At 40.7% G+C, this 25,231-nt stretch carries 24 protein-coding genes and 1 riboswitch; of the genes, 9 read left to right on the plus strand and 15 right to left on the minus strand.

The window, feature by feature from the left end; translation table 11 throughout:
• Window positions 1-43: 43 nt before the first annotated feature.
• Window positions 44-271, minus strand: a complete 228-nt coding sequence (locus K8L98_RS14535; protein WP_223435705.1) for a helix-turn-helix domain-containing protein — start codon at window positions 269-271, stop codon at window positions 44-46.
• A gap of 228 nt (window positions 272-499) precedes the next feature.
• Between K8L98_RS14535 and K8L98_RS14540 the strand changes: the two genes are divergently transcribed.
• Window positions 500-769 (plus strand): hypothetical protein, encoded by a 270-nt coding sequence (locus K8L98_RS14540; protein WP_223435706.1) that lies wholly within the window; start codon window positions 500-502, stop codon window positions 767-769.
• A 49-nt stretch (window positions 770-818) separates the two neighbouring features.
• Here the strand turns inward: K8L98_RS14540 and K8L98_RS14545 are convergent, their stop codons facing one another.
• The 3 genes from K8L98_RS14545 to K8L98_RS14555 form a co-directional block, all read right to left on the minus strand.
• Window positions 819-1,895: a DNA alkylation repair protein gene (locus K8L98_RS14545; protein ID WP_223435707.1), complete on the minus strand. Its 1,077-nt coding sequence runs from the start codon at window positions 1,893-1,895 to the stop codon at window positions 819-821.
• A 129-nt stretch (window positions 1,896-2,024) separates the two neighbouring features.
• Complete coding sequence (cysI, locus tag K8L98_RS14550; protein WP_223435709.1) at window positions 2,025-3,743, minus strand: assimilatory sulfite reductase (NADPH) hemoprotein subunit; 1,719 nt, start codon at window positions 3,741-3,743, stop codon at window positions 2,025-2,027.
• 27 nt (window positions 3,744-3,770) lie between these two features.
• Window positions 3,771-5,594 (minus strand): assimilatory sulfite reductase (NADPH) flavoprotein subunit, encoded by a 1,824-nt coding sequence (locus tag K8L98_RS14555; protein ID WP_223435710.1) that lies wholly within the window; start codon window positions 5,592-5,594, stop codon window positions 3,771-3,773.
• Between the two features lie 260 nt (window positions 5,595-5,854).
• On the opposite strand from K8L98_RS14555, the gene K8L98_RS14560 reads away from it, so the two are divergent.
• Both K8L98_RS14560 and K8L98_RS14565 read left to right on the plus strand, forming a co-directional pair.
• Window positions 5,855-6,763: a LysR family transcriptional regulator gene (locus K8L98_RS14560; protein WP_223435712.1), complete on the plus strand. Its 909-nt coding sequence runs from the start codon at window positions 5,855-5,857 to the stop codon at window positions 6,761-6,763.
• Between the two features lie 15 nt (window positions 6,764-6,778).
• Window positions 6,779-6,958: a hypothetical protein gene (locus tag K8L98_RS14565; RefSeq protein WP_223435714.1), complete on the plus strand. Its 180-nt coding sequence runs from the start codon at window positions 6,779-6,781 to the stop codon at window positions 6,956-6,958.
• 54 nt (window positions 6,959-7,012) lie between these two features.
• Here K8L98_RS14565 and K8L98_RS14570 read toward each other — a convergent pair whose 3' ends face one another.
• The 3 genes from K8L98_RS14570 to K8L98_RS14580 form a co-directional block, all read right to left on the minus strand.
• The gene (locus K8L98_RS14570; protein ID WP_223435715.1) at window positions 7,013-7,360 is read right to left on the minus strand and encodes a hypothetical protein; all 348 of its coding nucleotides are present in this window, start codon (window positions 7,358-7,360) and stop codon (window positions 7,013-7,015) included.
• Window positions 7,361-7,532: 172 nt separating this feature from the next.
• The gene (locus tag K8L98_RS14575) at window positions 7,533-7,829 is read right to left on the minus strand and encodes a hypothetical protein (RefSeq protein WP_223435716.1); all 297 of its coding nucleotides are present in this window, start codon (window positions 7,827-7,829) and stop codon (window positions 7,533-7,535) included.
• Between the two features lie 36 nt (window positions 7,830-7,865).
• Entirely contained in the window at window positions 7,866-8,735 is an 870-nt protein-coding gene (locus tag K8L98_RS14580) for a cation diffusion facilitator family transporter (RefSeq protein WP_223435717.1), read from the minus strand.
• A gap of 321 nt (window positions 8,736-9,056) precedes the next feature.
• Between K8L98_RS14580 and K8L98_RS14585 the strand changes: the two genes are divergently transcribed.
• Entirely contained in the window at window positions 9,057-10,241 is a 1,185-nt protein-coding gene (locus tag K8L98_RS14585) for a M14 family zinc carboxypeptidase (protein WP_223435718.1), read from the plus strand.
• 96 nt (window positions 10,242-10,337) lie between these two features.
• Here K8L98_RS14585 and bioB read toward each other — a convergent pair whose 3' ends face one another.
• The 3 genes from bioB to K8L98_RS14600 form a co-directional block, all read right to left on the minus strand.
• Complete coding sequence (gene bioB / locus K8L98_RS14590; RefSeq protein ID WP_223435719.1) at window positions 10,338-11,336, minus strand: biotin synthase BioB; 999 nt, start codon at window positions 11,334-11,336, stop codon at window positions 10,338-10,340.
• A gap of 383 nt (window positions 11,337-11,719) precedes the next feature.
• Window positions 11,720-12,604 carry a foldase protein PrsA gene (locus K8L98_RS14595; protein WP_223435720.1) on the minus strand — a complete coding sequence of 295 codons (885 nt, stop codon included), beginning with the start codon at window positions 12,602-12,604 and terminating at the stop codon, window positions 11,720-11,722.
• Between the two features lie 277 nt (window positions 12,605-12,881).
• The gene (locus K8L98_RS14600; RefSeq protein ID WP_223435721.1) at window positions 12,882-13,265 is read right to left on the minus strand and encodes a hypothetical protein; all 384 of its coding nucleotides are present in this window, start codon (window positions 13,263-13,265) and stop codon (window positions 12,882-12,884) included.
• Between the two features lie 268 nt (window positions 13,266-13,533).
• Window positions 13,534-13,698: riboswitch (M-box (ykoK) riboswitch) on the plus strand.
• A 307-nt stretch (window positions 13,699-14,005) separates the two neighbouring features.
• On the opposite strand from K8L98_RS14600, the gene K8L98_RS14605 reads away from it, so the two are divergent.
• The 4 genes from K8L98_RS14605 to K8L98_RS14620 all read left to right on the plus strand — a co-directional run bounded on the left by K8L98_RS14605 (window position 14,006) and on the right by K8L98_RS14620 (window position 19,362).
• Window positions 14,006-14,977, plus strand: coding sequence for a magnesium transporter CorA family protein (locus K8L98_RS14605; protein ID WP_223435723.1), 972 nt, complete (start codon window positions 14,006-14,008; stop codon window positions 14,975-14,977).
• Window positions 14,978-15,123: 146 nt separating this feature from the next.
• Window positions 15,124-16,500, plus strand: coding sequence for a sigma-54 interaction domain-containing protein (locus K8L98_RS14610; protein ID WP_223435725.1), 1,377 nt, complete (start codon window positions 15,124-15,126; stop codon window positions 16,498-16,500).
• Window positions 16,501-16,585: 85 nt separating this feature from the next.
• Entirely contained in the window at window positions 16,586-17,917 is a 1,332-nt protein-coding gene (locus K8L98_RS14615) for an aspartate aminotransferase family protein (protein ID WP_223435727.1), read from the plus strand.
• A gap of 29 nt (window positions 17,918-17,946) precedes the next feature.
• On the plus strand, window positions 17,947-19,362 hold the full coding sequence (locus K8L98_RS14620) for a sodium:solute symporter family protein (protein WP_223435728.1): 1,416 nt from the start codon (window positions 17,947-17,949) through the stop codon (window positions 19,360-19,362).
• Window positions 19,363-19,492: 130 nt separating this feature from the next.
• On the opposite strand, the gene K8L98_RS14625 is transcribed toward K8L98_RS14620, so the two are convergent.
• Genes K8L98_RS14625 through K8L98_RS14640 form a run of 4 tightly spaced genes read right to left on the minus strand, consistent with a single transcriptional unit; the run spans window position 19,493 to window position 22,884 of the window.
• The gene (locus K8L98_RS14625; RefSeq protein ID WP_223435729.1) at window positions 19,493-20,137 is read right to left on the minus strand and encodes an ABC transporter permease; all 645 of its coding nucleotides are present in this window, start codon (window positions 20,135-20,137) and stop codon (window positions 19,493-19,495) included.
• Entirely contained in the window at window positions 20,134-21,048 is a 915-nt protein-coding gene (locus tag K8L98_RS14630) for a glycine betaine ABC transporter substrate-binding protein (protein ID WP_223435730.1), read from the minus strand. Before K8L98_RS14630 ends, K8L98_RS14625 begins: the two co-directional genes overlap by 4 nt.
• 27 nt (window positions 21,049-21,075) lie before the next feature.
• On the minus strand, window positions 21,076-21,723 hold the full coding sequence (locus K8L98_RS14635) for an ABC transporter permease (RefSeq protein ID WP_223435731.1): 648 nt from the start codon (window positions 21,721-21,723) through the stop codon (window positions 21,076-21,078).
• Window positions 21,724-22,884, minus strand: a complete 1,161-nt coding sequence (locus K8L98_RS14640; protein WP_223435732.1) for an ABC transporter ATP-binding protein — start codon at window positions 22,882-22,884, stop codon at window positions 21,724-21,726.
• Window positions 22,885-23,228: 344 nt separating this feature from the next.
• On the opposite strand from K8L98_RS14640, the gene K8L98_RS14645 reads away from it, so the two are divergent.
• Window positions 23,229-23,510: a hypothetical protein gene (locus tag K8L98_RS14645; protein WP_223435734.1), complete on the plus strand. Its 282-nt coding sequence runs from the start codon at window positions 23,229-23,231 to the stop codon at window positions 23,508-23,510.
• A gap of 390 nt (window positions 23,511-23,900) precedes the next feature.
• Here K8L98_RS14645 and brnQ read toward each other — a convergent pair whose 3' ends face one another.
• On the minus strand, window positions 23,901-25,226 hold the full coding sequence (brnQ, locus tag K8L98_RS14650; RefSeq protein WP_223435736.1) for a branched-chain amino acid transport system II carrier protein: 1,326 nt from the start codon (window positions 25,224-25,226) through the stop codon (window positions 23,901-23,903).
• Window positions 25,227-25,231: the final 5 nt, after the last annotated feature.

A 25,231-nucleotide genomic window follows, 5' to 3' on the forward strand; every position in this document is an offset into this window, starting at 1 on the left:
GCGTTTCCTTTTTTATAGGAAACGCCTTTTTTAAACATAACGATTAATTTATTTTGTTTTTCTTTTGAAAATGCTCTTTATCAACTAGCTCTGATGCTGGAACATCAAGGACAGTGGAGAGTTTTAAGATGGTTTGGGTATCGGGAACTTTTACACCGGATTCATACTTTTCGATGGTTTGCCGTCCAAGTCGCGCTTTAAAAGCAAGTTCTTCCTGACTCATGTTTTTCAGCTCTCGGTAATGTTTTAAATGTTCACCAAAATGAGACATGCTTGATTCCTCCCTAAAATCATCCAATTTTCTACTTTTAGTTTATCACCATTCAGATTTCCTGGATACTTGTAAACGTGAACATTATGTTAACAACTTTTAAACACAGTATGAATTCTTTATTAACGTTTTCAACTATTTTTTTTAAAAATTACTGATAAATAAAATTCTTAAGGGAAATATAAAACAGAATTAACAATCATTCTAATTAATGGAAGGAGTAACACAATGAATAAAAGATGGTTATCTGTACTATTTAGTGTATGTTTCTCTGCTTTAATTTTAGCTGGATGCGCAACTAATGATGATCAAGATCCGGCACCCCCAGAAGAAGAGCAAAATGATGAAGCTCCTCAAGAAGAACAAAATGGAGATGTGCCTGGTTTAGATGAAGATGACACAATGAACAAAGATGACGAAGAAAATGGAGAGAAAGATCCAGAAGATCCAATTGAAGACCCTGAAGATATGAATGATAAAGACAGACAAGATGACTAATGAATAAAGTCCTCCTCCGAGGACTTTTTTTCATTGTTCCAGCAGTCTGTCATTTGATGATAAAATCTTTCTCTGCTTTTACTGCACCATTAATAACGATCGATATGGTATGTATTCCTTTATAATGCTTTCTTGTTGTTAAATCTTTAAAAGCGTGAGTTTTTGTGATGGTGTTTTTTTCTCCCTGCTTCATATGGCATGTTTTCAGCATGAATATCTTTCGGTTTCGCTGTCCCCGTGATTTCACATAATCTATTGCATATTCCAACCTGACAGGAATTGTGCTTTCTGCTGAAATATGAAATGTAAACTGAATACTGTCTCCAATCCGGATAGTATCGGGATGAAGTGTCAGATGCTCAATTTTTATTGGGCTGTCATTTCCATATCCAAATAACGCAAGTGCTTCTCTGTTTCCTTTTTTAAGCAATGAACGGCAGGCATGTTTGATTATCCAATCCGTATAATTGTTCTTTCCGATCCATTCATTCGCAATGCTTAAAACAAACTCAGAGTGTGTATAGGAAATATCATTTAGATGATTGGCCACACTCTTGCGGACATATAAAGAATGATCATTTTTCAGGTTTTCTAAGATCGGCAATGTTTGCCGGGGGTCTTCTTTTAATGAAGGAACCGCTGCTCCCCAAGGAAGTCTTGGTCTGCTCCCTTCGCTAGCAAGTCTTCTTACATGCTCATTCGAATGGGTAGACCACTTCAGCATTTGCTCAAGCATACGCTTTCCATCTTTAATTAAAAAAGGACGGACTGCAAATTCTGAAGTTGAGAATTCTGTAAAGTAAGCTAACGCATGCATTGATTCATCCCATTCCTGCAAACCATATTGCTCCACGTAATCGGGGAAAATGATGCCGCCAAGACCATTAAAATGAGGTGCAATTTTATATAAAATCTGGAGAGCATCCTGATAGTCCTCAGGCAGTGAATTTTTTAAACACACTGTAATCTTTCTCATCCGCTGCTTTAGCGCTAAATTCTCCCAGCCTTCTTCAAAGAAATGTGTCCGGAATTGTTCGGAATCAAATAAAGAGTATTCTTGATCTATTGCAGCAATTAACGCTTCAATAAAAGATTCATTATAAATATTTTTCAGGGCTTCAGCCATCATTTCTACCTTCTTTTATAGGAAGTACTATCTAAACTAACTATACACGAACGTACATTCGTTTTCAATCCACTTCTATTATTTCCTGTTTCTTTCCAAAATAAAAAGACAGGAAGATCCTGTCTTTCATCAATCATGAAAATTTGTGCCGTCTGTTACTTCTTTTATGACACCTGCCCGAACGACAAAGTCTCCAAAGTGTTCTTTCTCTGTCCGTTCTTTTGCGTAGCGTGAAAGAAGGACGCGAAGTTCGCTTAAAATCTCTTCTTCCCCGATGTTTTCTCTGTACATCTTGCTCAGGCGGCTGCCGTCAAAAGCTGCGCCCAAATACATATTGTACTTGCCTGGGGCTTTGCCTATAAAGGCAATCTCACCCAAAGCATGGCGTGCACAGCCATTTGGGCAGCCAGTCATTCGAATGGTTATCTCTTCGTTTCGCAATCCGTTTTCATCAACGATTGCTTCAATTTTATCAATCAGCACCGGCAAGTAGCGTTCGGCTTCAGCCATTGCAAGGCCGCATGTCGGCAGGGCAACACATGCGAGAGAGCTGCGGCGAAGGGCAGAGTAATGCTTGCCGTCAGTCAGCCCGTATTGGTCAATCAGATCGTTGATTTTTTTTCTTTGATGGCTTGGGACATTAGAAATAATTAAGTTTTGATTGGCAGTAAGCCGGATTTCACCTTTATGGACTTTTGCAATCTCACGCAGACCGGTCATCAGCTGGTAGCCATCAAAATCTGCTACGCGTCCGCCTTCTACAAAAAGAGTAAAGTGCCACTTGCCATCCATTCCTTTTACCCAGCCATATCGGTCACCGTTATTGTCAAAGTGATAGCTCTTTGCTTCTTCAAGATTCCATCCCAGGCGGTTTTCAAGTTCTTCTTTTACCGTATCCAGCCCTAAGCGGTCAACTGTGTACTTGAAACGGGCATTTTTGCGGACAGAACGATTTCCATAATCCCGTTGAATGGTAATGATCTTTTCAGCCACATCGACAATTTGATGAGGAGCGCAGAATCCAATTACTTTTGCCAGCTGCGGATATGTCGCTTTATCACCGTGGGACATTCCCATTCCCCCGCCGATTGCTATGTTGAACCCTCTTAGTTTTCCTTCATCCACGATTGCAATGAAGCCAAGATCCTGTGAAAAGACATCGATGTCATTTGAAGGCGGCACCGCAATGCCGATCTTAAACTTCCTCGGCAAGTACAGCGGACCATACATTGGCTCAACTTCTTCTGTGTCAGGTGTTCCCGCTACTTTTTCTTCATCAAGCCAAATTTCGTGGTACGCTCTCGTGCGAGGCAGCAAATCATCACTCAGTTTTCTTGACCATTCATATACTTCAGAGTGAATGTCAGATTGATAAGGATTCGAAATGCACATCACGTTCCGGTTTACATCGCCGCAGGCAGCAATGGTATCCAGCATCGAAGCATGAATTTCCTGAATGGTAGGCTTCATATTCCATTTTAATATGCCGTGCATTTGAAAGGTCTGGCGCGTAGTCAGCTTTAACGTGCCATTTCCGTACTTTTGGGCAAGATCGTCCATTACAAGCCATTGTTCTGGCTTCGCCACCCCGCCCGGCATGCGGACACGGAGCATAAACTGATAAGCAGGTTCAAGCTTTTGCTTTTGACGCTCATTTCGAAGATCACGGTCATCCTGCAAATAACTGCCATGATGCTTCATGAGACGGTTGTCATCGTCAGGAATTCCGCCACTGATCCGGTCCTGCATGACTTCCTTCAATGTACCGCGCAAATAATTGCTTCTTTCCTTAATATCTTCTACATCACTTGGCGGGCCATCCGGCGCTGTTAATAATTTGTTCACCATGCTGAAATACCCCTTTCAATCTAGAACTCAGTATACATCACGCTGATAGCGTTTTTGCTGCTGCATATCTGCAAGATACTCTTCTGCTTTTTCACGGCTCATGCCGCCTTCATTTTCAAAAATCTTAATTAAAGTGTTATGAACATCATGGGCCATGTTTTTCTCATCGCCGCAGATGTAAACAACCGCTCCCTCTTGGATCCATTTAAACAATTCTTTGCTCTGTTCAAGCATCCGGTGCTGCACATAAACTTTTTCATTCGTGTCACGGGAAAACGCAACATCCATTCTTGTCAGCACTTCGTTTTCAAGCCATTTTTGCCATTCTGTCTGGTAAAGGAAGTCCGTTACGAAATGCTGATCACCGAAGAACAGCCAAGACTTTCCTTCTGCCCCTGTTTCTTCTCTTTCCTGAATGAAAGAACGGAAAGGCGCTATCCCAGTCCCAGGTCCAACCATGATGATCGGTGTATCCGGATTTTGAGGGAGCTTAAAATTCTGGTTCCGCTGTATGTAAACCGGAAGGGTCTCCCCTGGCTGAAGCCGCTCTGCACATAAAATCGAGCAGACGCCGTTTCGCTCACGCCCGTGTGTTTCATAGCGAACAGCTCCGATTGTCAAATGGACTTCATCAGGATTTGCTGATAAGCTGCTTGCAATTGAATAAAGACGGGCAGGCATTTTTCTTAGAATCGAAACGAATTCTTCTGCTGATGCATTCCATGGTCCAAAATCTCTGACCAAATCAAGCAAATCGCGTCCTTCAATGTATGCTTTAGATTTTTCTTTTTGTTCAGGCAATGTCAGCTCCTGTAATTCCGCACTTTCAGAAAGCTTAGCTGCCTGCTCAAGAAGAGGCTTTGTTAAAACCGTGATTTCATAATGGGATATAAGTGCTTTTTTAAGCGGAAGGACATCCCCCTGTTTATTTACGGTTATCTCTTTATCAGCATCCCAGTTCATCTCCTGAATCAGCAAGTCAACTAGTGCCGGATCATTTTCCGGGTATACGCCAAGGCTGTCACCCGGCTCGAACGAGAGCCCAGATCCTTCAAGGGACAGCTCAAGATGGTGTGTTTCTTTATTTGAACCGCGTCCGTTTAAATTAAGATTCTCAAGCACTTCTGCACGAAATGGGTTTGTTCTGGAATAAACGGATTCAGTTACCTGTAAAGATGATGTCTGTACAGATGATTCCTGACTTCCTCCCGGATCCTGCATTAAGCTGCCAAGAACTCCCTGAAGCCATTCTGCTGCTTGATCATCATAATCAAGATCACAGTCTGTTCGCGGATGAATCCGTGTGCCTCCAAGTTCTTCAAGCTTCTGATCAAAGTCCTTGCCTGTCTGGCAGAAAAACTCATACGAGCTGTCACCAAGAGACAGAACGGAAAAGCTAAGGCCATCAAGTTTAGGCGCGCGTCTGCCGTGCAGAAATTCGTGAAACGAGAGCGCATTATCCGGCGGAGTGCCTTCTCCATGTGTACTTACGACAATCAGAAGGTTTTTTACTTTCTTTAATTGATTCGGCTTAAAATCATTCATCGACGAGATCGTCACTTGCAAACCCTGCTCTGAAAGAGTTTTGCCTGCATTCTCAGCAAGTGCTTGAGCATTGCCTGTTTGTGATCCGTATAAAATGGTTACTTCTTTAGAGACGGCTGCCTCACTGCTTTGTACAGTCAATTCTGATGATTGAGTCCCCGGTGCTGTCTGAATCGACTGAGACTGAGCTGCTGTTAAATACCCTGTCAGCCAGATTTTCTGTGTTTCTGACAGCGTTGGCAGAATGCGGTTAAGGAGCTCTGCCTGCTCCTGACTGAACGGACTGTTAGTTACCTGAAGTTGCAACGTTTCCCACCTCACAAAGAAATTTAACACTTTTTTCAAATCATTATTAAGGAAAAATCCAGTTTATTTTATAGAAAGAAAGAATCATTTTGATTATCCCTATAAATTAAGTTGGTTTTTAGGGTAAAATCATACCTATCGATTTACCTTTTTCTCCAATTAAAAAATACTATTTCTACTTTACCCGAAAACAGAAAATTAGTAAAATACATTTAATTTATTGTTATAATTAAGATTACTAATCATAAGGTGGGCTTCTTTTGTATTATGACGCATTAAAAACATTTGTGACCCTTGCAGAGATTAAGAACTTTACGAAAACAGCCGAAAATCTCCGTATGTCGCAGCCGAGTGTAAGCTTGCATATTAAAAATCTCGAAAAAGAATTTCAGACGACGTTATTTTTGCGTTCGCCAAAATTCCTGCAGATTACTCCGACAGGCGAGATTTTATATGATCGCGCAAAACGGATGATTACCCTTTACGAACAAACAAGACAGGATATTTTAGAGCATCAGAATTCGATAAAGGGAGAATTGAAAATTGGCGCCAGTTTTACCATCGGCGAGTATATTTTACCGTCTTTACTCCTTGACCTTCAAAATAAATACCCGGAGCTTGAGCTGCAGGTTCTTATCGGAAATACAGAAGAGATCATACAATCTGTCCGCATGCACCAAGTAGATATTGGCCTTATAGAAGGACAGACAAATGAAAAAGAGCTCTCTGTGCATCCATTTATGCAGGATGAGCTATTTATTGTTTCCTCCAGAAATCATGAGCTCGCTTCAAAAAATGAGGTGACATTCGCAGATCTTCAAAATCAGCCGTGGGTCACAAGAGAAGTAGGTTCAGGCACACGCGAATTCCTCAATCATGTGATCCGGACTAACGGATTAAAAGTGAAATCGCTTCTCACTATAAGCAGCAATCAGGGTATTAAGGAAACCCTGATTAATGGCATGGGACTATCCTTTCTATCAAGAAGTGTCATTGAAAGAGATGTACAGAATAAGAACCTGTCCATCATTAAAATGAAAAACCAGAATTTTACACGGACATTGTCTTATATTTATTCACCAGTCATTGAAGATAAGAAGATTGTAAAAACATTTATTCATGCTCTGCAGCAAAAATGGCCGAGTGTTCAAGAGCCTCAAAACAAATAAATAAGAGGTGCAGGAATGAAAAACTCAGTTTTTCGAGTATTCATGATTATAATGGGTGCCTGTGTTGGCGGATTAATCGTTGGAGTTAATAAAGGAGAGTTTCCGTTAGGGGTTCTCGCAGGGTTTATTGTTGGCGGACTATTAATATTGTTCGTTTCTTACTTAAGAAAACAAAAAAATAATCAATCTTTTTAGATAGAAAATGCTTCTCTTTTAATTCAAAAGTTCAAAAGAGAAGCATTTTCACTTTTAATTAAGCAGAATGATCTCCCTGGCTTCCACCTCTCTGCTTTCCTTGCTCTTACTGATTTTTTTCCGATCGGCTAAAACAACTTTAATATCTAATCCTGTTGTAAAATGCCTAGCTTTGAGCTTTTTGCCATGATTGTCGCGAAAAATGGTTTCATCTGACAGCTTAACAGTACATGGATACCCGGCGGATTCCCCTTTCTCCTCACCCTTTTGCACCTCTTTAGAACAATCCACTTCAAAATATCCTTTTTTAATATCGCTGATTCTTCCTTCAAAAGATTTTGATGATGAACAACTAATTAAAAAAATACTAATAAAGGCCATGAGAAAAATCATTTTTCTCAATATGGAGCCCCCCTTTTTTTCATCTATGCAGTTATGTAGTTCTCGTTTCAGCAGTGATTTCCTCTTACAATCCTTTGGGATTCCTTTTATTTATCGAATTCAACTTTATTCCAATCAAATCAATAAAAAAACACTTCTCTGCTATGAAAGAAGTGTCTTTTCTATTTCATATTTATTTTGTCTCTTTTTTCTTCACAAATAAAGCTGTGATCAAACTCAATACAGAACTGAGCATCAAAGTAAGTGTGATATAAATCGTTAATAAAACTGATTCTAAGTCCCGATCACTGACATTGATCCATTCAAGAGCATATGGTGCAGCAAATACAGCAGCAGCAAGTATGGCAAGCGTAACTGGAGGAATTAACCTTCTTGTGTAAGGCATTTTCATTGTCCAGAATATGGATGCTCCAATGATGATAATCGGCAGTCCAATGCGGATCAAATTTGTAAGCAGGTTGGTATCCATCGGTTCTCCCTCCTTTTTTTATAAGCAAAAACAGATTCAATTCGGTTCAACATGAACATGTACATTGTACACATCATGCTTGTTCATTAAAATGTTTTCAACTTTTGTTGAAATATCATGCGCATCCCTAATATCCAAATTTGAATTGACGAGGATGACAATGTCGACGACTGTATTGTTTCCATAGTTTCTTGCTTTAATTTCTTTGACGCCTTTTACCCCATACAGCGAGAGAGTCGTTTCTTTAAACGCCTGAATTTCCTGCTCATCAAATCCGTCTGTTAAATGATGAGAGGCTTCTCTGAAAATATCCCAGGCTGTTTTACAAATCAGAAATCCCACAACGACAGCAGCGAGAGGATCCAGCCAAGGAAGTGAAAATTGGGATCCAATAATGCCGATTGCGATCCCAATGCTGACCCATGCGTCTGAAAGGTTATCTTTTGCAGCGGCAATAACTGCCTGGCTTTTGATTTTCTCGCCGAGTTTTTTATTATAGCGATATACGAAATACATAATAGCAGCACAGAAAATCCCTGTCCATGCAGAAAGTAAATCAGGCGATTCCTGTTTCCCTTCAAAAACTGACATGACTGCCCCATAAAGAACTTGAAGCCCTACTGCCATCATAATGAAAGATGCAACTAGGGAAGCCACCGTTTCCGCTTTCCAATGCCCATACGGATGATCCTTGTCAGCTGGCTTTTGAGATAGTCTTAAACCTATTAACACTGCAATCGACGCAACGATATCGGTCGCATTATTTAATCCATCAGCCTTTAAAGCTTCTGAATTTGCTGTATATCCGATCATGAGTTTTAAAGCAGATAAACACAGGTATGCAAGGATGCTTATGATGGCGCCGCGCTCACCCAGTTTTAAATCCGCATATTTTTGTTGTTCCATCCAAAAGTCCTCCACTTTTTATTCCTTGACCATCTTACCAAGTAAGGACTGAGTGGGTCTACAGCAACCTTTTTTCATAATACAACAATAGTAATGTCAGTCAAAAAGAGTTTGCTTCAGCTAAAACTTATTCCTTTAGAAAACCTTTTATTTCGTGAGGCGAAAGAACTTCCGTCTGCTAGGAAAATAGATTGGAAGAAATAACAAATTGAAAGTTCTTGTAGAACCATAGCGTCATTTTTGTCAATTCAGAAAGGATTGGAAGATTTTTTGCAGTATATTCTGATTGCAGTTAGAACTATTAAGGATGAGGTGACTGGATTGAAAAAAAAATCATGGAAAAAGATTTTAGGTACCGCTGTTTTAGCTTCTGTTTTTGTCTTTCCGCAGGCAGGAAACATGGAAGCCGCTAAACCATCTGCAGGCGAAACATTATCAACACAAGGTTTTATTGATTATGCGGAGCTTAAGCAAAGGCTTACTCAAATTGAGCAGAGCAGCAGCGGAAAAGTCTCTGTGGATGTGGCAGGCTATACGAATCAGGGGCGTGAAATTTACACGGCCAGAGTCGGTGAAGGAGACAAAGTTCTGCTCGTTCAAAGTGAAATTCATGGAAATGAAAAAACAGGAACCGCTGCATTATTGAATACGCTTCAAAACATTGGCTCAAGCAATTCTGCTGAAGCCAGTAAAATCAGAGAAGAAATGACGATTGTGGCCATTCCAATGATGAATGTGGATGCTTCTGAATTAGATCGCAGAGGAAATGATTTAAGCTGGCAGGAGGTCGTGGAAAGATACCCGCAATTAAGTTCAGCCACGCCATCATGGAACTATTATACGAGAGTCCTGCAAAGTGATGATTATGCAGCAAACCCAGGATTTGATGTAAACCGTGATTTTCATCCTGACTTAAACTATGTGCCAAATGCAGCTGATTTCCCTGGTGCTTCCAGCAAACCAGGCTGGTACATAACACCTGAAGCTCAAACAGTAAGAGACGTGTATAAAGATCTTCAGGCCGAGTTCGGTAAAGTCGATGTATTCATGGATCTTCATCATCAAGGATTTCCATATGTTGGGGACACAGGAGAAATCGCGACAATGTCAATCTCTGCACAGTTTGTTCCAGACCCAAGCTCAGCTGAAGGAGCAAAATATGCTCAATATGCAGCGGACTACAACTATGATTTCTCAAGACAGCTGAATGTTGCCGCATATGAAGCCCTTCAGGCAAAAGGAGATTCTGTATTCACGAATATCTCCCTGTATGAGCAAGGTCTTGATCTGCCGGGAACTGCACTTGGTTCATTTGCATTAAATGGAAGCGGAACCGTCCTTTTCGAAGTAAAAGGACAAACACAGAACTTTGGTCAAAAACAAAAAGGAATGCTCGTGAAAACAGTGGAAACTGGTTTAATGGGCATTATCAATGGCGTAAGTGATGAATCTGTATATACTCTTGATCCTGAAAAGTACGAAGCGATTCCTGAATCTACTTATTAATCTATAAAAAAAAATGAATGAGCAGACTTTCATAATTAATCCGACTTAATTGTGAACAAAAAATGGTCCCTCCTCTATTAGGAAGGGACCCTTTTTTTATACAGTCAACGCCTCATTTTCTTCAAAATCAAACTCTACTTCGAATCCTAAATCCTTCAGCATTTCATGGTCACTTGTGCTTTCCTGGCCTTTAGTCGTTAAATAATCGCCGACGAAAATAGAGTTCGCAGCATAAAGCCCAAGCGGCTGAAGGGATCGAAGGTTCACTTCACGTCCCCCGGAGATGCGGATTTCTTTTGCCGGATTGATAAAACGGAATAGTGCAAGGACCTTCAGGCAATAGCGCGGATCAAGGTCGTCTGTCCCCTCAAGCGGAGTGCCGTCAATCGCATGAAGGAAGTTAACGGGTATCGAGTCTGCATCAAGTACCTTTAAGCTGTATGCCATGTTGACGACATCTTTTTTCGTTTCTCTCATGCCGATGATGACACCTGAACATGGTGAGATCCCTGATGCCTTGACAGCTTCTATCGTTTCAACACGGTTATCATATGTATGGGATGTTGTAATCGATTCGTGATGTTCCTTTGATGTATTGATATTGTGATTGTAGCGGTCAACTCCTGCTTCTTTTAAGCGTGAGGCCTGATTTGGCTTTAAAAGACCAAGACACGCACATACTTTAAGTCCATAATGTTCTTTTATGTCTTTCACTGCAGATACAACCGTGTCCAATTCTTTTTCAGATGGTCCCCGACCGCTTGCCACGATGCAGTATGTGCCTACCTTCAGATTATAAGCCCTTTCTGCTCCAGCAAGAATGCTTTCCCGGTCCATCATGCGGTACTTTTCAATCGGCGCGGTTGAAATACTGGATTGTGAACAGTACCCGCAATTTTCAGGGCATAGACCTGACTTCGTGTTGATGATCATGTTCAGCTTTACTTTTTTTCCGTAGTAGTGCTTGCGAATTGTAAATGCACCCTGCAGTAAACTTAATAGTTCATCATCATCAGAGTTTAAGATACTCAGTGCTTCCTCTTCATTTAATTCTTTTCCATTTACTACTTCGTTTGCAAGTGTTAACCAGTCCATGGTAATCCCTCCATCATTTCCTTCTCTTTCATGGTAAAGAATGGAGGGGATTTATGTCAACTTATTTTTATTTTAGTTTACTTAAATGTGATATTCTATGTTAATGAAAGTTTACTTTCCAAAATGAGACTTTTACTATCCGAAATGACCTGTTTACTAGCAAAAATCTGGTAAAAACTTTCCGATTTTATAGAAACACTCCCTTTTTTCCAGCAGCCTCCTAATTTCAGAAAGAAAAGAGTTTTTTGCATTAACAGATGTATAAGCGATATCTTAAAAAACCTACCTATCAAGTCTGTTTCTTTTGACCATCACTGCTCGTATATCCGGTACAATTAATGCTGGAAAATAGAAAAAGAAGAGGGATCCTCTCCTTCTCTTCTTCAACTCTCAAGCGTATTTTTAATATCATATTCATCTTTTTTCTCTTCAAGCCATGTTGTGTAGACCGTTTGCATCTTTTGATCAAACAATGTTTCTTTAATTTCCTCTTTTTTGTCATCAAAGACTGCTTCTGCAGCTGCTTTTTTATCTTCAAATTTAATAACGTGATAGCCAAACTCGGTTTTAACCGGCTCGCTGATTTCTCCTTCTTTCATAGCGAATGCCACATCTTCAAATTCAGTAACCATATCGCCTTTTGCAAAGTAACCTAAGTCACCGCCTTTTTCACTGTTCGAAGTGTCTGTTGAATATTCTTTCGCAAGCTCTGAAAAATCTGCTCCGCCGTCAAGCTTCTCTTTCACTTCTTTAGCTGCAGCCTCATCTTCTACTAAAATATGACTTGCTTTTACTTGTTCCGGTTCTGCAAAACTTTCTTTATTTTCATCAAAATAGGTCTTCATTTCATCCTCTGAAATCTTAATTTCCGGCTCCAGAAGCTTTTCGATTTTCAAGTTTGTTTCCAGATCTTTTTTTACATCTTCAACGGTGCCGCCACTCGTCTCAAGCTGCTGAATAAAGGCCTCTTCGCCCCCATAAGACGCTATAACCGTCTGATATTCTTCTTCTACAGCATCATTTGAGATGTTTATGTCTTTTTTATCTGACTCCTGTTCAATAATTTTTTCCGTTATTAAGTAATCGACAAGCTGCGTCCCGCCTTGGTCCATCAGGAGATTGTATAACTCGTCCTTGCTGATTTTTTCTCCATTTACGCTTGCCACTTCTTCTTCAGCAGTGGAGGTAATGCCCCATCCAAGTCCCACTCCTAAGATCCCAGTCATCAGAAAAGCATAAGTTAGCCTATTCTTTAAAACATTCTTCATAAACAAATCTCCTTCTTTAACCATTTCTCTTTTGCTGAACATACATCCAATGATATCGCCCAAATATGAATAAACTATGAACAAATCGAGAAGAAGCTGTTAAATAAGGCTAATGTGCGTTTTCAAGTAAGATTTTCAGTGGTATTGCCGAAGAGCTTGTAAACTCTTAATTAGCAGATATGGTTTCCCCAGTTATTGCAGTGTTCGTCAGTACATCCGGGGGACAGTCTGAGCAGTAAAAAAACTTATCCTTTTGAAAAGAATAAGTTTGTAAAAATTAATTTACACGATGTGTAAAAAATCGAACTAACTTTCTTATTATAAAAATGAAAAGCAAAATGGCAAATAGGTTGATAAACAGCCCAAGGATCCCTCCAAAAAACCCTAGATTGCTAAGCAAACCTCCAAGAAGCAGTCCGGCGATTCCGCCGTACAGCAATCCTCTCATAATTCCTCCCCTGGCCGGATTGTTCCTGCGGGCGCTAAAGTTCGAACGAGGTGCATCCCGCTGATTATAATTGCTGTTTGGATTATAGCGGCGTTTTCCCCCTTTAAATGATTTTGCACTCACATAAGAAGTATTTTTTTCCAAAACGCTGTCCCCTACCGGTGTAAACACAAGGGATATCATTAAAACCAAAGCAGTCAAACATTTTACCATATCCAAGTCTCCTTCATTTAAGATCAGATTTATTGTTTCCTTTAGCTGTTAATAAATTCTGAATCTGTCTTTAATTAAGATAGGCATGGAGTCTTATCCATTTCCATTTCTTATCCTATTTCTTATTAAAATAGGTTAACTAAAGAATATTTTCCTTGATAATTCTTTGCTGAATATAGAGTTATGTCCAAATGAATATTCAGTTAAAGGATTGACTAAAAAAAGTTTGACACTTATTGTAATGTTTCATATAGTGACTATAGCTAAATAAGTCTTCTGTTAGGTGAGGCTCCTGTATAGAGATACGCTGCTGCCCAAAAATGTCGAGAGACGCCAATGGGTCAACAGGAAAAATCGGATTAAGGTTTTTCTTAATGCAGCTGGTATGATCCTATGCTGTACAGTGCTAAAACTCAAAACAAGGGGAGACATTTAAAGCTTGCTATTTATGCTTTTTATGACCCCTTTCATATGAAAGGGGTCTTTTTAACAGAATTTTGAGCATTGATGGCAAGCGGAATCACCCAGCTACTCGGGCAGAATAAACTATGGGCGCTTGCGCTTTTCATAATAATGGGGGTGAGGAAATAATGGGCACAGATGACCCTAATCCGGCAGATGAAAACAGAGTCAGCATAAGCATGAGGCAACCAGTGTGCACCTGTTCCTCTTTTCCTGCCAAAGAAGATCTAAGCGGGCACGTTTGCCTCGTAGAATAAACTTTTACGGGGTGTATACAGATGATTAAAACGTATCTCTATAAAAACGATACACAAGAAATGATCGCAGATATTAAAATGAATGAAATCAATCATCATTTAAGCCATTCAGACAGCTTACTATGGATTGATATGTATGATGTACAAAACCGCGAATTATATGAAGTCGCAAAAATATTTGATTTTCACCATCTGGCAATTGAAGATTGTCTCCATGACAGCCCCAGGGCTAAGATGGATAACTACGAGGATTATAAATTCTTTGTCTTTCACGCTCTCCGGTACAACGAGGAAAGCGATAATGAAATAACGACCCTTGAATTAAACGTTTTTGTCGGCCCTAATTATGTCGTAACGATTCATAAGCACAAATTAAAGTGGCTTGGACAAATGGACGCAATTTGCTCTAAACACATTAAATATATGAATAAAGGCGCTGACTTTCTTTTATATACGCTCATTGACGGTATAACAGATGAATATTTTCCCATCCTTGACCGTATAGGAATCCGGATTGATGAATTAGAAGATGAGATTTATGATGAAGAAATTCGCGGTGTAACCGAGGAATTTCTCGCCTTAAAACGAACCATCATCTTAATCCGAAGAGTCATACTCCCCCAGCGGAGAATCTTTATCAATGTTGATGGTAAATGGAAATTTGATATAAGAGAAGAAAATGTCCCTTTCTATACAGACTTAATTGACCATTTAGAACGGATTGTCGACTCTACTGAAACGTTCAGAGACTTAGTAAATAGTGCTCTTGATACCTACTACTCTATTATTAATGCGAAGTCCTCAGAAAAACTGAATGTCCTGACGCTGATTTCAACTATTATGCTTCCATTAACGTTTGTAACAGGCTTTTTCGGAATGAATGTTCCGCTTCCCTACCAGGACTCGCCTTTTGCGACAGTCATTATCTTTTCTTTTCTAATTCTATTAACATTTGGAATGTGGAAATATTTTAAAAATAAACAGCTTTTATAACATTGGCGACAGCTCATTTGCTGTCGTCTTTTTATATTCAAGTATATGATTTCATTTAGAACCCTGATATAATTATTCAAAAATGAATAATTATTCAAATATGAATAATATTTCTTATATTCATTCAATGAAAGGATGAATTTTAGATGACGGAATCAACAAACTGGAATGAAAATGAACAAATTCTTCACTCCCTGAAGGATGATATTCTTGTTACCAATTTAGATGGAATTATTTTAAAAGTCAGTGAGTTTACAGGAAAAATCTACGAGGTAGAATCTGATAGTTTAATTGGAAAATCAGTCTATGATCTTGAGGCGCAGGGGCTGTTCACCCCCATTTTGACTCCAATTGTTCTGAAAGAGAAGAAAAAAATTACGTTTGTTCAAACGACGAATAAAGGAAAAAAACTATTGGTTACAGGCATACCGGTCTACAATGAAGATGGTGAACTCTACAGGGTTGTCAGCTATTCACACGATATTACGGAACTTGCAGACTATAAAAATTTCCTCATCACAATGGAAGAAGAAATGGAACGGGTAAAAAGCGAGCTTGATCTTTTGCGGGGCAAACAGCTTTATGATGCCGGAATTATTGCAAAAAGTGATGAAATGCAGAAAGTTATCAGTACGTCCCTCCAAGTATCAGAAGTTGACGTAAACGTATTAATACTGGGTGAGTCGGGCGTTGGCAAATCCCTGCTTGCAAAATTTATACATAACAAAAGCGATCGAAAAAGCGGACCATTTATTGAAGTGAACTGCGGTGCGATACCGGATTCCCTAGTAGAAGCAGAGCTGTTTGGATATGAAGCCGGAGCCTTTACCGGAGCCAATCGGAAAGGCAAAATCGGCCTGATTGAACTTTCTGATGGCGGTACCCTTTTCTTAGATGAAATTGGCGAACTGCCTCTTGCCCATCAGGTAAAAGTATTGAAGGTCATTCAGGAAAAACAGTTTTACAGGGTCGGCGGAACAAAGCCGATTCACGTTGATTTCAGACTCATTTCTGCTACAAATAAAGATTTGCAGCAGGCCATCCAAGAAAAATTATTCAGGGAGGATCTGTACTTCAGATTAAACGTGGTGCCGATAACTATTCCCCCGCTCAGACAGCGGACAGAAGACATTGTGCCGCTTATTCATCTTCTTTTAAAACAATTTGAAGAAAAGTACAACAAGGAAAAGACGCTGGATGAAGCTGTTACACATCACCTATTACATTACGATTGGAAGGGCAATGTCCGTGAATTGATTAATATTCTGGAACGGCTGGTTGTTATTTCACCTTCTGCATTAATAACTGTTGACCAGCTGCCAGAATATATAAAAGATTCAGTTGGTCCTGCACCCTTCCCGATTGATGAAAATCAGACCTTATCAGAAATGATGGATGCAATGGAAAAGCAAATTCTTTTAAAAGCAAGGAAAAAATATAAAACCACAGTGCGCATGGCAGAGGCTCTTGGCATCAGTCAGCCTTCAATTGTTAGAAAAATGAAAAAACATGAGATCCTTTAACTCTCTTGGCACGGTTCTTGCAAGTGTTTAAGTATAAACAGATTACTTTTTAAACATGATGCAGGATTGATCAAGGAGGATGAAGATGGAAAATAATTGGAGTCATTTAGTTGCAGAAATGCCGGATTTATTAGCGCCGAGCATGGCGAAGGATCACCCGAATCTGCCCGTCGTAAAGGCTGAAGGCTGTTATTACTACGGGCTTGACGGCCGAAAATATTTGGATTTTACATCAGGCATTGCGACAGCCAACACAGGACACAGACATCCTAAAGTAGTACAAGCCATTAAGGATGCAGCTGACCAGCTGATGCATGGTCCATCAGGCGTCATCATGTATGAATCAATTTTGAAGCTGGCAAAGGAATTAAAGATCGTTCTGCCTGAAAATCTCGATTGTTTTTTCTTCGCCAACAGCGGAACGGAAGCAATTGAAGGTGCGATAAAACTCGCAAAACACGTTACGAAAAGACCATATGTTGTATCGTTTATCGGCTGCTTTCATGGCCGTTCGCTCGGAGCACTAAGTGTGACAACTTCTAAAAGCAAATACCGTAAATTTCTGCAGCCAAATGGACTCGCTTATCAAGTTCCCTATGCAGATGTTTCAGGATGTCCTAATGGGGCTGATCCTGAGGTTTATTGCACGGAGAAATTAGAAAAAGATTTTGAAACATTGTTTAATCATCAAGTAACACCAGAAGAAGTCGCATGTATGATCGTTGAGCCGGTCCTTGGAGAAGGCGGATATATCGTTCCTCCGAAAAGCTGGCTGAAAAAAATAAGGGATATCTGCAGCAGGCATGGGATTCTCCTTATCTTTGATGAGGTTCAAACAGGCTTCGGACGGACGGGAGAATGGTTTGCTTCTCAAGCATTTGATGTTGTGCCCGATATTATGGCCATCGCAAAAGGAATAGCATCAGGTCTTCCATTGAGTGCTACTGTTGCTTCGAAAGAATTAATGCATCAATGGCCGCTTGGCAGTCACGGCACAACGTTTGGAGGCAACCCGATTGCATGTGCGGCAGCACTTGCAACCATTGAAGTGCTGAAAGAAGAGAAGCTCATTGAGAACTCTAATAAAATGGGCAAATATGCAGTGGAGAAGCTTAGATTTTTGCAAAGAACATCCCCTGTGATCGGAAGCGTACGCGCAATCGGTCTGATGATTGGAATTGAAATTGTTGACCCTGTAACAGGAAAACCAGACGGAGAAGCACTCATGTCCATTTTGGATCGCTGTCTGGAAAAAGGTGTGCTCTTTTATTTATGCGGTAATCATGGCGAAGTCATTCGGATGATCCCTCCGCTTACTATCAGCAAGGATGAAATTGATCATGGCCTCAAAGTATTAGAAGAAGCCGTTTATGAGTACCAAAGCTCTCATTTATCTAAGGCATTATTAAATTCGTAACCATTTAAACTAAAAAGGAGGCTTTTCACATGCAGCTGCTCGATACGCTCGTGGTTTTAGTGTATTTTGGGGTTTTAATAGGTGTTGGGGTTATCGGTTCCAAAAAGGCAAAGACATCGGAAGATTTTAACCTGGCCGGACGGAATCTTGGAATGTTCATGTATCTCGGCTGTCTCTCTGCTGTCATTCTCGGAGGCGCCGCAACAATTGGAACGGCAAAACTTGGTTATATATATGGAATCTCAGGGATCTGGTTTGTCACCATGATTGGTCTTGGCATTATTATACTCGGCACTATTTTTATTAAGAAAATTGATTCTTTGAAAATCACAACCATCAGTGAACTGCTCGGCAAAAGATATACTTCTGAAACCCGCCTGCTAAGTGCAATTGTAGCTGCCATCTATACTTTAATGGTTGCTGTAACACAGGTTATAGGAATGGGAGCAATCATCAACGTCCTTTTAGGCTGGAATATTACGACTTCGATGCTTGTCGGGGGCGGAATCGTTCTTTTTTATACCATTCTTGGCGGCATGTGGAGTGTAACCGTTACAGACATTATTCAATTTGTTGTCATGACCATCGGAATCTTTTTCATTATGCTGCCAATGAGCATTTCAAAAGCGGATGGCTGGGGAAATCTATTGACAGAGCTCCCTCAGACTCACTTCAGTTTTGCATCTATCGGTTATCAGCAAATCTTTCAATACTTCCTGCTTTATGCCTTGGGCATGGTCGTATCACAGGATATTTGGCAGCGGGTATTTACTGCAAAATCGAATAAAATAGCTAGAAACGGCTCTATTTTTGCAGGTTTCTACAGCATTGCCTATGCACTTGCAGGAAGCATCATCGGGATGTGTGCATTTATCGTCATCCCGTCCATCAGCAATCCTCAAAACACCTTTGCAGAAATGGCCCTTGCCATTCTTCCATCGGGAATTTTAGGGCTTGTTCTTGCAAGTGTCTGCTCTGCTCTCATGTCAACAGCATCAGGAACTCTGCTGGCGTCGGCCACTCTTATTACAAATGATATTTTAAAGCAATATTTCATGAAAAACATGACAGATAGACAGCTTTTAAGAGCATCAAGAATTACAACGCTTATCGTTGGATTAATCGCGATCACCTTCTCGATTTGGATTCAGGATGTCTTAGTCGCTTTAGATGTAGCATACGCCATTTTATCCGGTGCAATCTTTATCCCGCTCGTCATGACATTCTTCTGGAAAAAAGCGACGCCGAATGCCGGCTTTTATTCCATTTTGGTCAGCACGGTCGTTGTCCTTGCCGGGCTGTTTTTTGAAGGGCTTACATCAACAAACCCGATCATATATGGAATGTCATCTGGTTTTATCGTTTTAGTGGGGATTTCATACCTTACTAACTATAGAAAGAAAACAAGCAATGTGGAGTATTTGAAAGAGACAAAACAATTATAAAGAAATGTGGAATCGCCTGGTTAGCCCCGACAGTTCTTTGCGATGGAGCTGGACAAAAATAAACTTATATCGTGATATACACTTATTTAAAAGAAGATCAGCCCTAAAAGGAGCTGATCTTCTTTTCTTCTTATTTCGCAGCCTTCACACTCATCCTCTTCTCCATCCGCCCTAAAATAATATCTGCAAGGATGGCCAGAATGGAAGCCGGAATGGCGCCGACATAGATCCGAATGTCATTTCTGGAGTTAATTCCTGAGAAAATTTCACGTCCTAGTCCGTCACCGCCTACGAATGGCGCAAGGGTTGCAACGCCTATAGCGATCACTGCCGCAATTCTTAATCCAGCCATGATAAATGGCATAGCAAGCGGGAGCTGTACTTTTGTCAGAAGCTGCATGTAGGTCATCCCAATACCGTGTCCCGCTTCCGTGAGAGATGAATCAACCTGCTCGAGCCCCACATAGGTATGCCTGATGATGGGCAGCAATGAGTAAAGGAACAATCCAATGACCACTGTATAGAAGCCAAGTCCGAAATATAACATCAGCAAGGCCAGCAAGGCAAGACTCGGAACGATTTGAATGATGTTGGCTGCTGATAAGATAATAGGCGCCAGTTTCTTATACCTGCTGCACACAATGCCAAGGAGCGTTCCCGCAATCAATGCCAATGAAACCCCGATGATGACCATAAGCAGGTGCTGTCCAGTGTAAAGAAGCAGCAAATCTATATTTTCGCCCATATAAGAAAATAGTTCTTTAAGAAATGTCATTTCGTTCCCTCCGATCCGTTGTTCAGGAGGCCTTTTTCCGTCAGGAATTCTCTTGCTACTTCCCGTTCGTTGCGGTTTTTAATATCAACCTCGTAATTGAGCTTCGTGATGGTTTCCTCATCCATCTCACCGACCAGTTCATTCATAATCGGTTTAAGCTCCGGATGCTTCTCAAGGACCTCATTTCGTGCAACCATAGAAGCATCATAAGGAGGGAAAAATCGTTTGTCATCCTCTAATGTTTTCAAATGATATTGAATCAGTCTCGGGTCAGTTGAATAGGCAAGAACCACATCGACCCGTTCATTCGCAACTGCCTCATAAACTAAGTTGATATCCATGGAATAAGATTGTTCGAAGTCAAACCCGTAATGCTTGATAAAGGCAGGATATCCATCCTGTTTGCGCTCCATCCAGGATGAATCAACACCGAATTTCATATTCCCCTGATCTTTTTTCAAATCTGATACTTTCTTAAGCCCTTTTTCTTCTGCAGTCTGCTTCTGAACGGTCAGCGCATAGGTATTTTCCCAGCCAAGAGGGTCAAACCATGTAAAGTCATAGTGCTTATCAAAGCCTTCCTGTGCCTGCTTCAGAACCTCTTTGCGGTCTGTCGTCTGCTTTACAGGGAAAAAGTTGCTGAAAATAACTCCTGAATACATGAGCGCCATATCCAGGTCATCTCTGCTCATCGATTTTAGAATCATCGGATTTGAGAGCAGATCAGGTGTAATATCAACGGTTAAATCTGTCCGATCTTCAATCAGTTCTTTATAAATCGCAGCCATAATCTTTGTTTCTGTGTAGGTGGCGGCGCCGATTTTAATGGTTTCTTTTGAGCTGCATCCTGATAAAACCGAGGTGCATGCTATGATAACTGCCAGTGCAGATAGAATGATTGCTTTCCTCATTAAATTTCTCCTTGTGTTTCCTTATTTCTAAGCTGTTAACCCGGTTCTATTTTTACTGAAAAAGCCTAAAACAACATCAACGATAACCGCCAGAATAATGGCACTGATCGTTCCAGTAAAGATAAGAAAATTATCATTGTTTGACATGCCGGCAATAATCAAATCACCAAGTCCCCCGGCTCCAATCAATGCAGCAAGGGTTGTCCAGCTGATTATATAAACGGTCGTTAATCGAATTCCTGAAAGAATGTATGGAAATGCAAGCGGAAGTTCAATTTTAAATAGACGCTGAAACGTGCCAAACCCCATTCCTCTGGCTGCTTCAACAATGCTGCCATCCACTTCTCTAATACCTGAATAGGTATTGCGGAGAAGCGGCAGTAATGAATATAAAAAGAGAGCAAATATTGCAGGCTTCATTCCGATGCCCATCAGCGGAATAAGCATCGCAAGCAAGGCAATGGTCGGAACCGTCTGAAATACATTCACAAGACCAAATACGAAGCTGTTTAAAGGGCCTTCTTTCACCCTTGTCAGTAAAATACCAGTTGTAATAGCTGCTATGCAGCCGAATAAAACAGCAAGGCCAACAATCGTTAAATGTTCTCCTGACCTTGCCAGAATATCTGGGTACCGTTCCTGCAGAAAGGAAAAATAATCCTGAATGAGTTTCATTTAAACCACCTCATCTGCATAAGGAAATACGTCTGCCATTAAGCGGACCATGCTTCCTCTCGTAATCACGCCGACAAACTTGCCGTTTCTTCCAACAACCGGTACATAAGGCAGGTTATACTGGCTCATTAAATCAAGTGCAATTGTAAAAGGACTGTCAGATTGGACGGTATGCGCGAAAGGCAGCATGACATCTTTCAGCGTTTTGGTTTCATCACGGTATTGTCCCAGAAGATTCAAAATTGGCGCATATCCCAGCAAGTTGCGTTCCCGGTCAATAATAATCAGCGAATCCACTCGTCTTTGCTCCATGATTTTCACTGCGGCTGCAAGACCTCTTTCTGGATAGGCTGTTGCAGGATTATCAATCATGACTTCATTAACGGTTGGAATTTCATCGGGATCCATCGGAAAACTTGTATCATTATGCTCTTTTAAACGCTTCTTCCCAATGAACTCTTTCACAAAATCATTTGCCGGATGCCGCAAGATCGAGTCTGGCGATCCTACCTGGATCACTTCTCCATCCTTCATTAAAATGATGTTATCCGCAATTTTAATGGCTTCGTCCATATCATGAGTGACAAACACGATGGTCTTTTTCAGATCATCCTGTAAATTCACTAGCTCTGCCTGAAGCTGATCACGGCTGATTGGATCAAGTGCGCTAAACGGCTCGTCCATCAAAATGACATCAGGTTCTGCTGCAAGTGCGCGAATCACGCCAACGCGCTGCTGCTGTCCCCCGCTCAGCTCGCTTGGAAAACGGCTGCGGTAGGTCTCTGGATCTAAATTGACCATCGATAGCAGCTCATTCACTTTCCGGGTTGTCCGTTCTTCCTCCCACTTCAGTAAACGCGGAACGACTGCGACATTGTCGGCTATGGTCATGTGCGGAAAAAGACCGATGCTTTGAATGACATAGCCGATCTTCCTCCTCAGCTCGACAGGATTTATCTTCGAGATATCCTCATTATTTATGTATACCGTGCCTTCAGTCGGAGTAATCAAACGGTTGATAAGCTTCATGGTTGTTGATTTCCCGCATCCGCTTGGTCCGATCACTACATGAATTTTTCCTGCCTCAAGTTCAAGATTGATATCCTTTAATGCCTTAAAACCATCAGGATATTTTTTTGTGATATTTCTAAGCTGAATCATTACATGTCTCCTTCTCTGTTAGAATCCAATTGATATTTTCCATTTATGTTTATTCCCTTGTGAAAAAAACTCAAACATTTTTTTACTTTTTGTCAGCCCCTTCATTCCATACATTTCCTTCTCTAAAATTCACTTGTGTGCCTAACCCAATTTAATATCGATATACCGGAAGTTTTAATATACTGAAGAAAATGATACTTATTTTATGTGGAGTCATCCTGCTTGCGATTTGTAAATGATTACTATACAGAGGTGCATTCTTTATTATCAGGGGGAGCTAGCGCTTTATCCTGCAGTCAGCAAACTCTATCCTGCCCTTTTTTAAAGATTTTGAAGGTGCATAAGTGCTTTTATATTCACTTTTATCATTAGAGAAGTCAATCAGCATGAGGTTTTTAGAGCTCTTCATAATAAAGCGGGAAACGATGCAGAGGCTCTTTTTCTTTACTATCATTCATGGAAATCAGCGGAAGTTTTTCGTCATTGATGGAAAGGCTTCACACTTGTGCGGCGGTTTCAATTTAGGCGAGGAATACCTTGGTCAAGTCACAGGTTTGAATCCTTTCGGGACTATCATTTGCGGATTGCAGGTGAAGGCTCAGAAGAAATCAAGAAACGATTTTTAAAGGACTGGGAAGAAGATGCGGGCTAAAAGCTGTCAGTAAAAAGACAAAGCTTTTTAAAAACGAAGGGTGGAACAAAAGAGGTCTCCTTTTATAACAGACTTAAAAAATCATTCGCCAAAGAAACCCCCTGCTTTGTTCCTGGCAATCAGCTGATTAAAGCACTGATTGAGGCTAAAAAGCAAGGGGTCCATTGACATTATTGTCCCTGTTAACACGGATTCATGGTTTACGAAGCCTCCCTGCTATCCGAAAACAGATGAACTTCTATTTTACAATATATGGAGTAACTTATATCCGAAAGGCTATTTTCAGGGAATTGATAACCGGATAGCCAAAATCAGCACAGTATACTGGGAGAACCCCCGCAAAGTAAACGATCCTTTATATTATTTACTTATAGGCAGGAACACTTGATGTTTTTCTTTTACCAAGAAGATAGCCGAGTGCGATCCCGATGAGTGCCGGAATGAGCCAGCCTATTCCCTCTTGATACAGCGGCATTGCATTCAAAACCGGACTCAATGCTTCTCCCATAAATGTTTTATTTACTGTATCTAGGATGCTGAACAGTCCGACAACTGCGACAGTTGTAACATAAATATAAGAACTGTTTTCAATATACTGATGGATTAGTGGAAGGAAGATCAGCACAATTGCAATTGGATAAATCATGCCCAGAATCGGCACGGACACTTTAAGAATTTGAGTTAAACCTAAATTCGCAACCGCTGTGCTAGTCAGACAAAGAATAAGAACCCAGGCTTTATATGGAACTTTTGACACTGCACCAGCGAAAAACTGGCTGCATGAAATCACAAGACCAATGGAGACGCAGAAGCATGCAAGTGTAAAAACAATTCCTAAGATGAGAGTACCGCTTTGTCCGAAGAGATACCCCATAATATTTGTCAAAATCTGCGCACCGTTTTCTGACTGGCCAAGAGATGCGCTGGCAGCACCTAGATATCCAAGGATAATGTAGATGACAGTCAGTAAGATTCCAGCTCCGATTCCCGCGGAAATCATATAGTGTGACAGCAACTTATCATTCTCTACTCCCTGTGCCCGAATCGTATTGGCAATCACAATGCCAAATGCAAGGGCAGCAAGGGCGTCCATCGTTAAATAGCCATCCAAAAACCCTTGAAAAACAGGACTATTTCCATAATTGCCTGTTGGAAGTTCAAAAGAACCAATTGGAGTGATCAGGCTTTTCACCAAAATGATCACAATAAGTGCGAGCACAATAGGCGTCAGCAGTTTTCCAAACAAATCTACAAGCTTAGATGGTGACATGCTCAGCCAGTAAACTAGACCAAAAAAGACAATTGTATAAATGAATAGTGTTGCAGGATTAACTGCTAATCCTTCAGGAAGAAATGGTGCTGCTCCCATTTCGTAGGCAAGACTTCCTGCTCTAGGGATGGCAAGGCCCGGTCCGATTGAAATATAAATGATAAATGGAAAAATAAGAGCAAATAACGGGTGTACACGGGAATTCAGTGTCTGAAAGCTCCCTGCTTTCGCAATAGCCACAACCCCCAGGATCGGCAGTCCTACTGCAGAAACAATAAATCCTGCAAGGGATGGCCACATATTATCCCCGGCAGCCTGTCCAAGAAAGACTGGGAAAATTAAATTTCCTGCCCCAAAAAACATTGAAAATAGCATTAAGCTAATAAAAACAAGTTGTTTCCCACTAAATTCCTTTGTCATGTAAA

Source organism: Metabacillus dongyingensis, assembly GCF_019933155.2.
Classification (GTDB): Bacteria; Bacillota; Bacilli; order Bacillales; family Bacillaceae; genus Bacillus_P; species Bacillus_P dongyingensis.

Excerpts from the sequence above, each read along its gene's own strand:
- K8L98_RS14625 (WP_223435729.1), bottom strand. The coding sequence starts at position 20,137 with ATGACATTTCTTAAAGAACTATTTTCTTATATGGGCGAAAATATAGAT.
- bioB (WP_223435719.1), bottom strand. The coding sequence starts at position 11,336 with ATGGACTGGTTAACACTTGCAAACGAAGTAGTAAATGGAAAAGAATTA.
- K8L98_RS14610 (WP_223435725.1), top strand. The coding sequence starts at position 15,124 with ATGACGGAATCAACAAACTGGAATGAAAATGAACAAATTCTTCACTCC.
- K8L98_RS14580 (WP_223435717.1), bottom strand. The coding sequence starts at position 8,735 with ATGGAACAACAAAAATATGCGGATTTAAAACTGGGTGAGCGCGGCGCC.
- K8L98_RS14535 (WP_223435705.1), bottom strand. The coding sequence starts at position 271 with ATGTCTCATTTTGGTGAACATTTAAAACATTACCGAGAGCTGAAAAAC.
- K8L98_RS14545 (WP_223435707.1), bottom strand. The coding sequence starts at position 1,895 with ATGGCTGAAGCCCTGAAAAATATTTATAATGAATCTTTTATTGAAGCG.
- K8L98_RS14635 (WP_223435731.1), bottom strand. The coding sequence starts at position 21,723 with ATGAAACTCATTCAGGATTATTTTTCCTTTCTGCAGGAACGGTACCCA.
- K8L98_RS14605 (WP_223435723.1), top strand. The coding sequence starts at position 14,006 with ATGATTAAAACGTATCTCTATAAAAACGATACACAAGAAATGATCGCA.
- K8L98_RS14595 (WP_223435720.1), bottom strand. The coding sequence starts at position 12,604 with ATGAAGAATGTTTTAAAGAATAGGCTAACTTATGCTTTTCTGATGACT.
- brnQ (WP_223435736.1), bottom strand. The coding sequence starts at position 25,226 with ATGACAAAGGAATTTAGTGGGAAACAACTTGTTTTTATTAGCTTAATG.
- K8L98_RS14600 (WP_223435721.1), bottom strand. The coding sequence starts at position 13,265 with ATGGTAAAATGTTTGACTGCTTTGGTTTTAATGATATCCCTTGTGTTT.
- K8L98_RS14565 (WP_223435714.1), top strand. The coding sequence starts at position 6,779 with ATGAAAAACTCAGTTTTTCGAGTATTCATGATTATAATGGGTGCCTGT.
- K8L98_RS14640 (WP_223435732.1), bottom strand. The coding sequence starts at position 22,884 with ATGATTCAGCTTAGAAATATCACAAAAAAATATCCTGATGGTTTTAAG.
- K8L98_RS14615 (WP_223435727.1), top strand. The coding sequence starts at position 16,586 with ATGGAAAATAATTGGAGTCATTTAGTTGCAGAAATGCCGGATTTATTA.
- K8L98_RS14575 (WP_223435716.1), bottom strand. The coding sequence starts at position 7,829 with ATGGATACCAACCTGCTTACAAATTTGATCCGCATTGGACTGCCGATT.
- K8L98_RS14540 (WP_223435706.1), top strand. The coding sequence starts at position 500 with ATGAATAAAAGATGGTTATCTGTACTATTTAGTGTATGTTTCTCTGCT.
- K8L98_RS14630 (WP_223435730.1), bottom strand. The coding sequence starts at position 21,048 with ATGAGGAAAGCAATCATTCTATCTGCACTGGCAGTTATCATAGCATGC.
- cysI (WP_223435709.1), bottom strand. The coding sequence starts at position 3,743 with ATGGTGAACAAATTATTAACAGCGCCGGATGGCCCGCCAAGTGATGTA.
- K8L98_RS14620 (WP_223435728.1), top strand. The coding sequence starts at position 17,947 with ATGCAGCTGCTCGATACGCTCGTGGTTTTAGTGTATTTTGGGGTTTTA.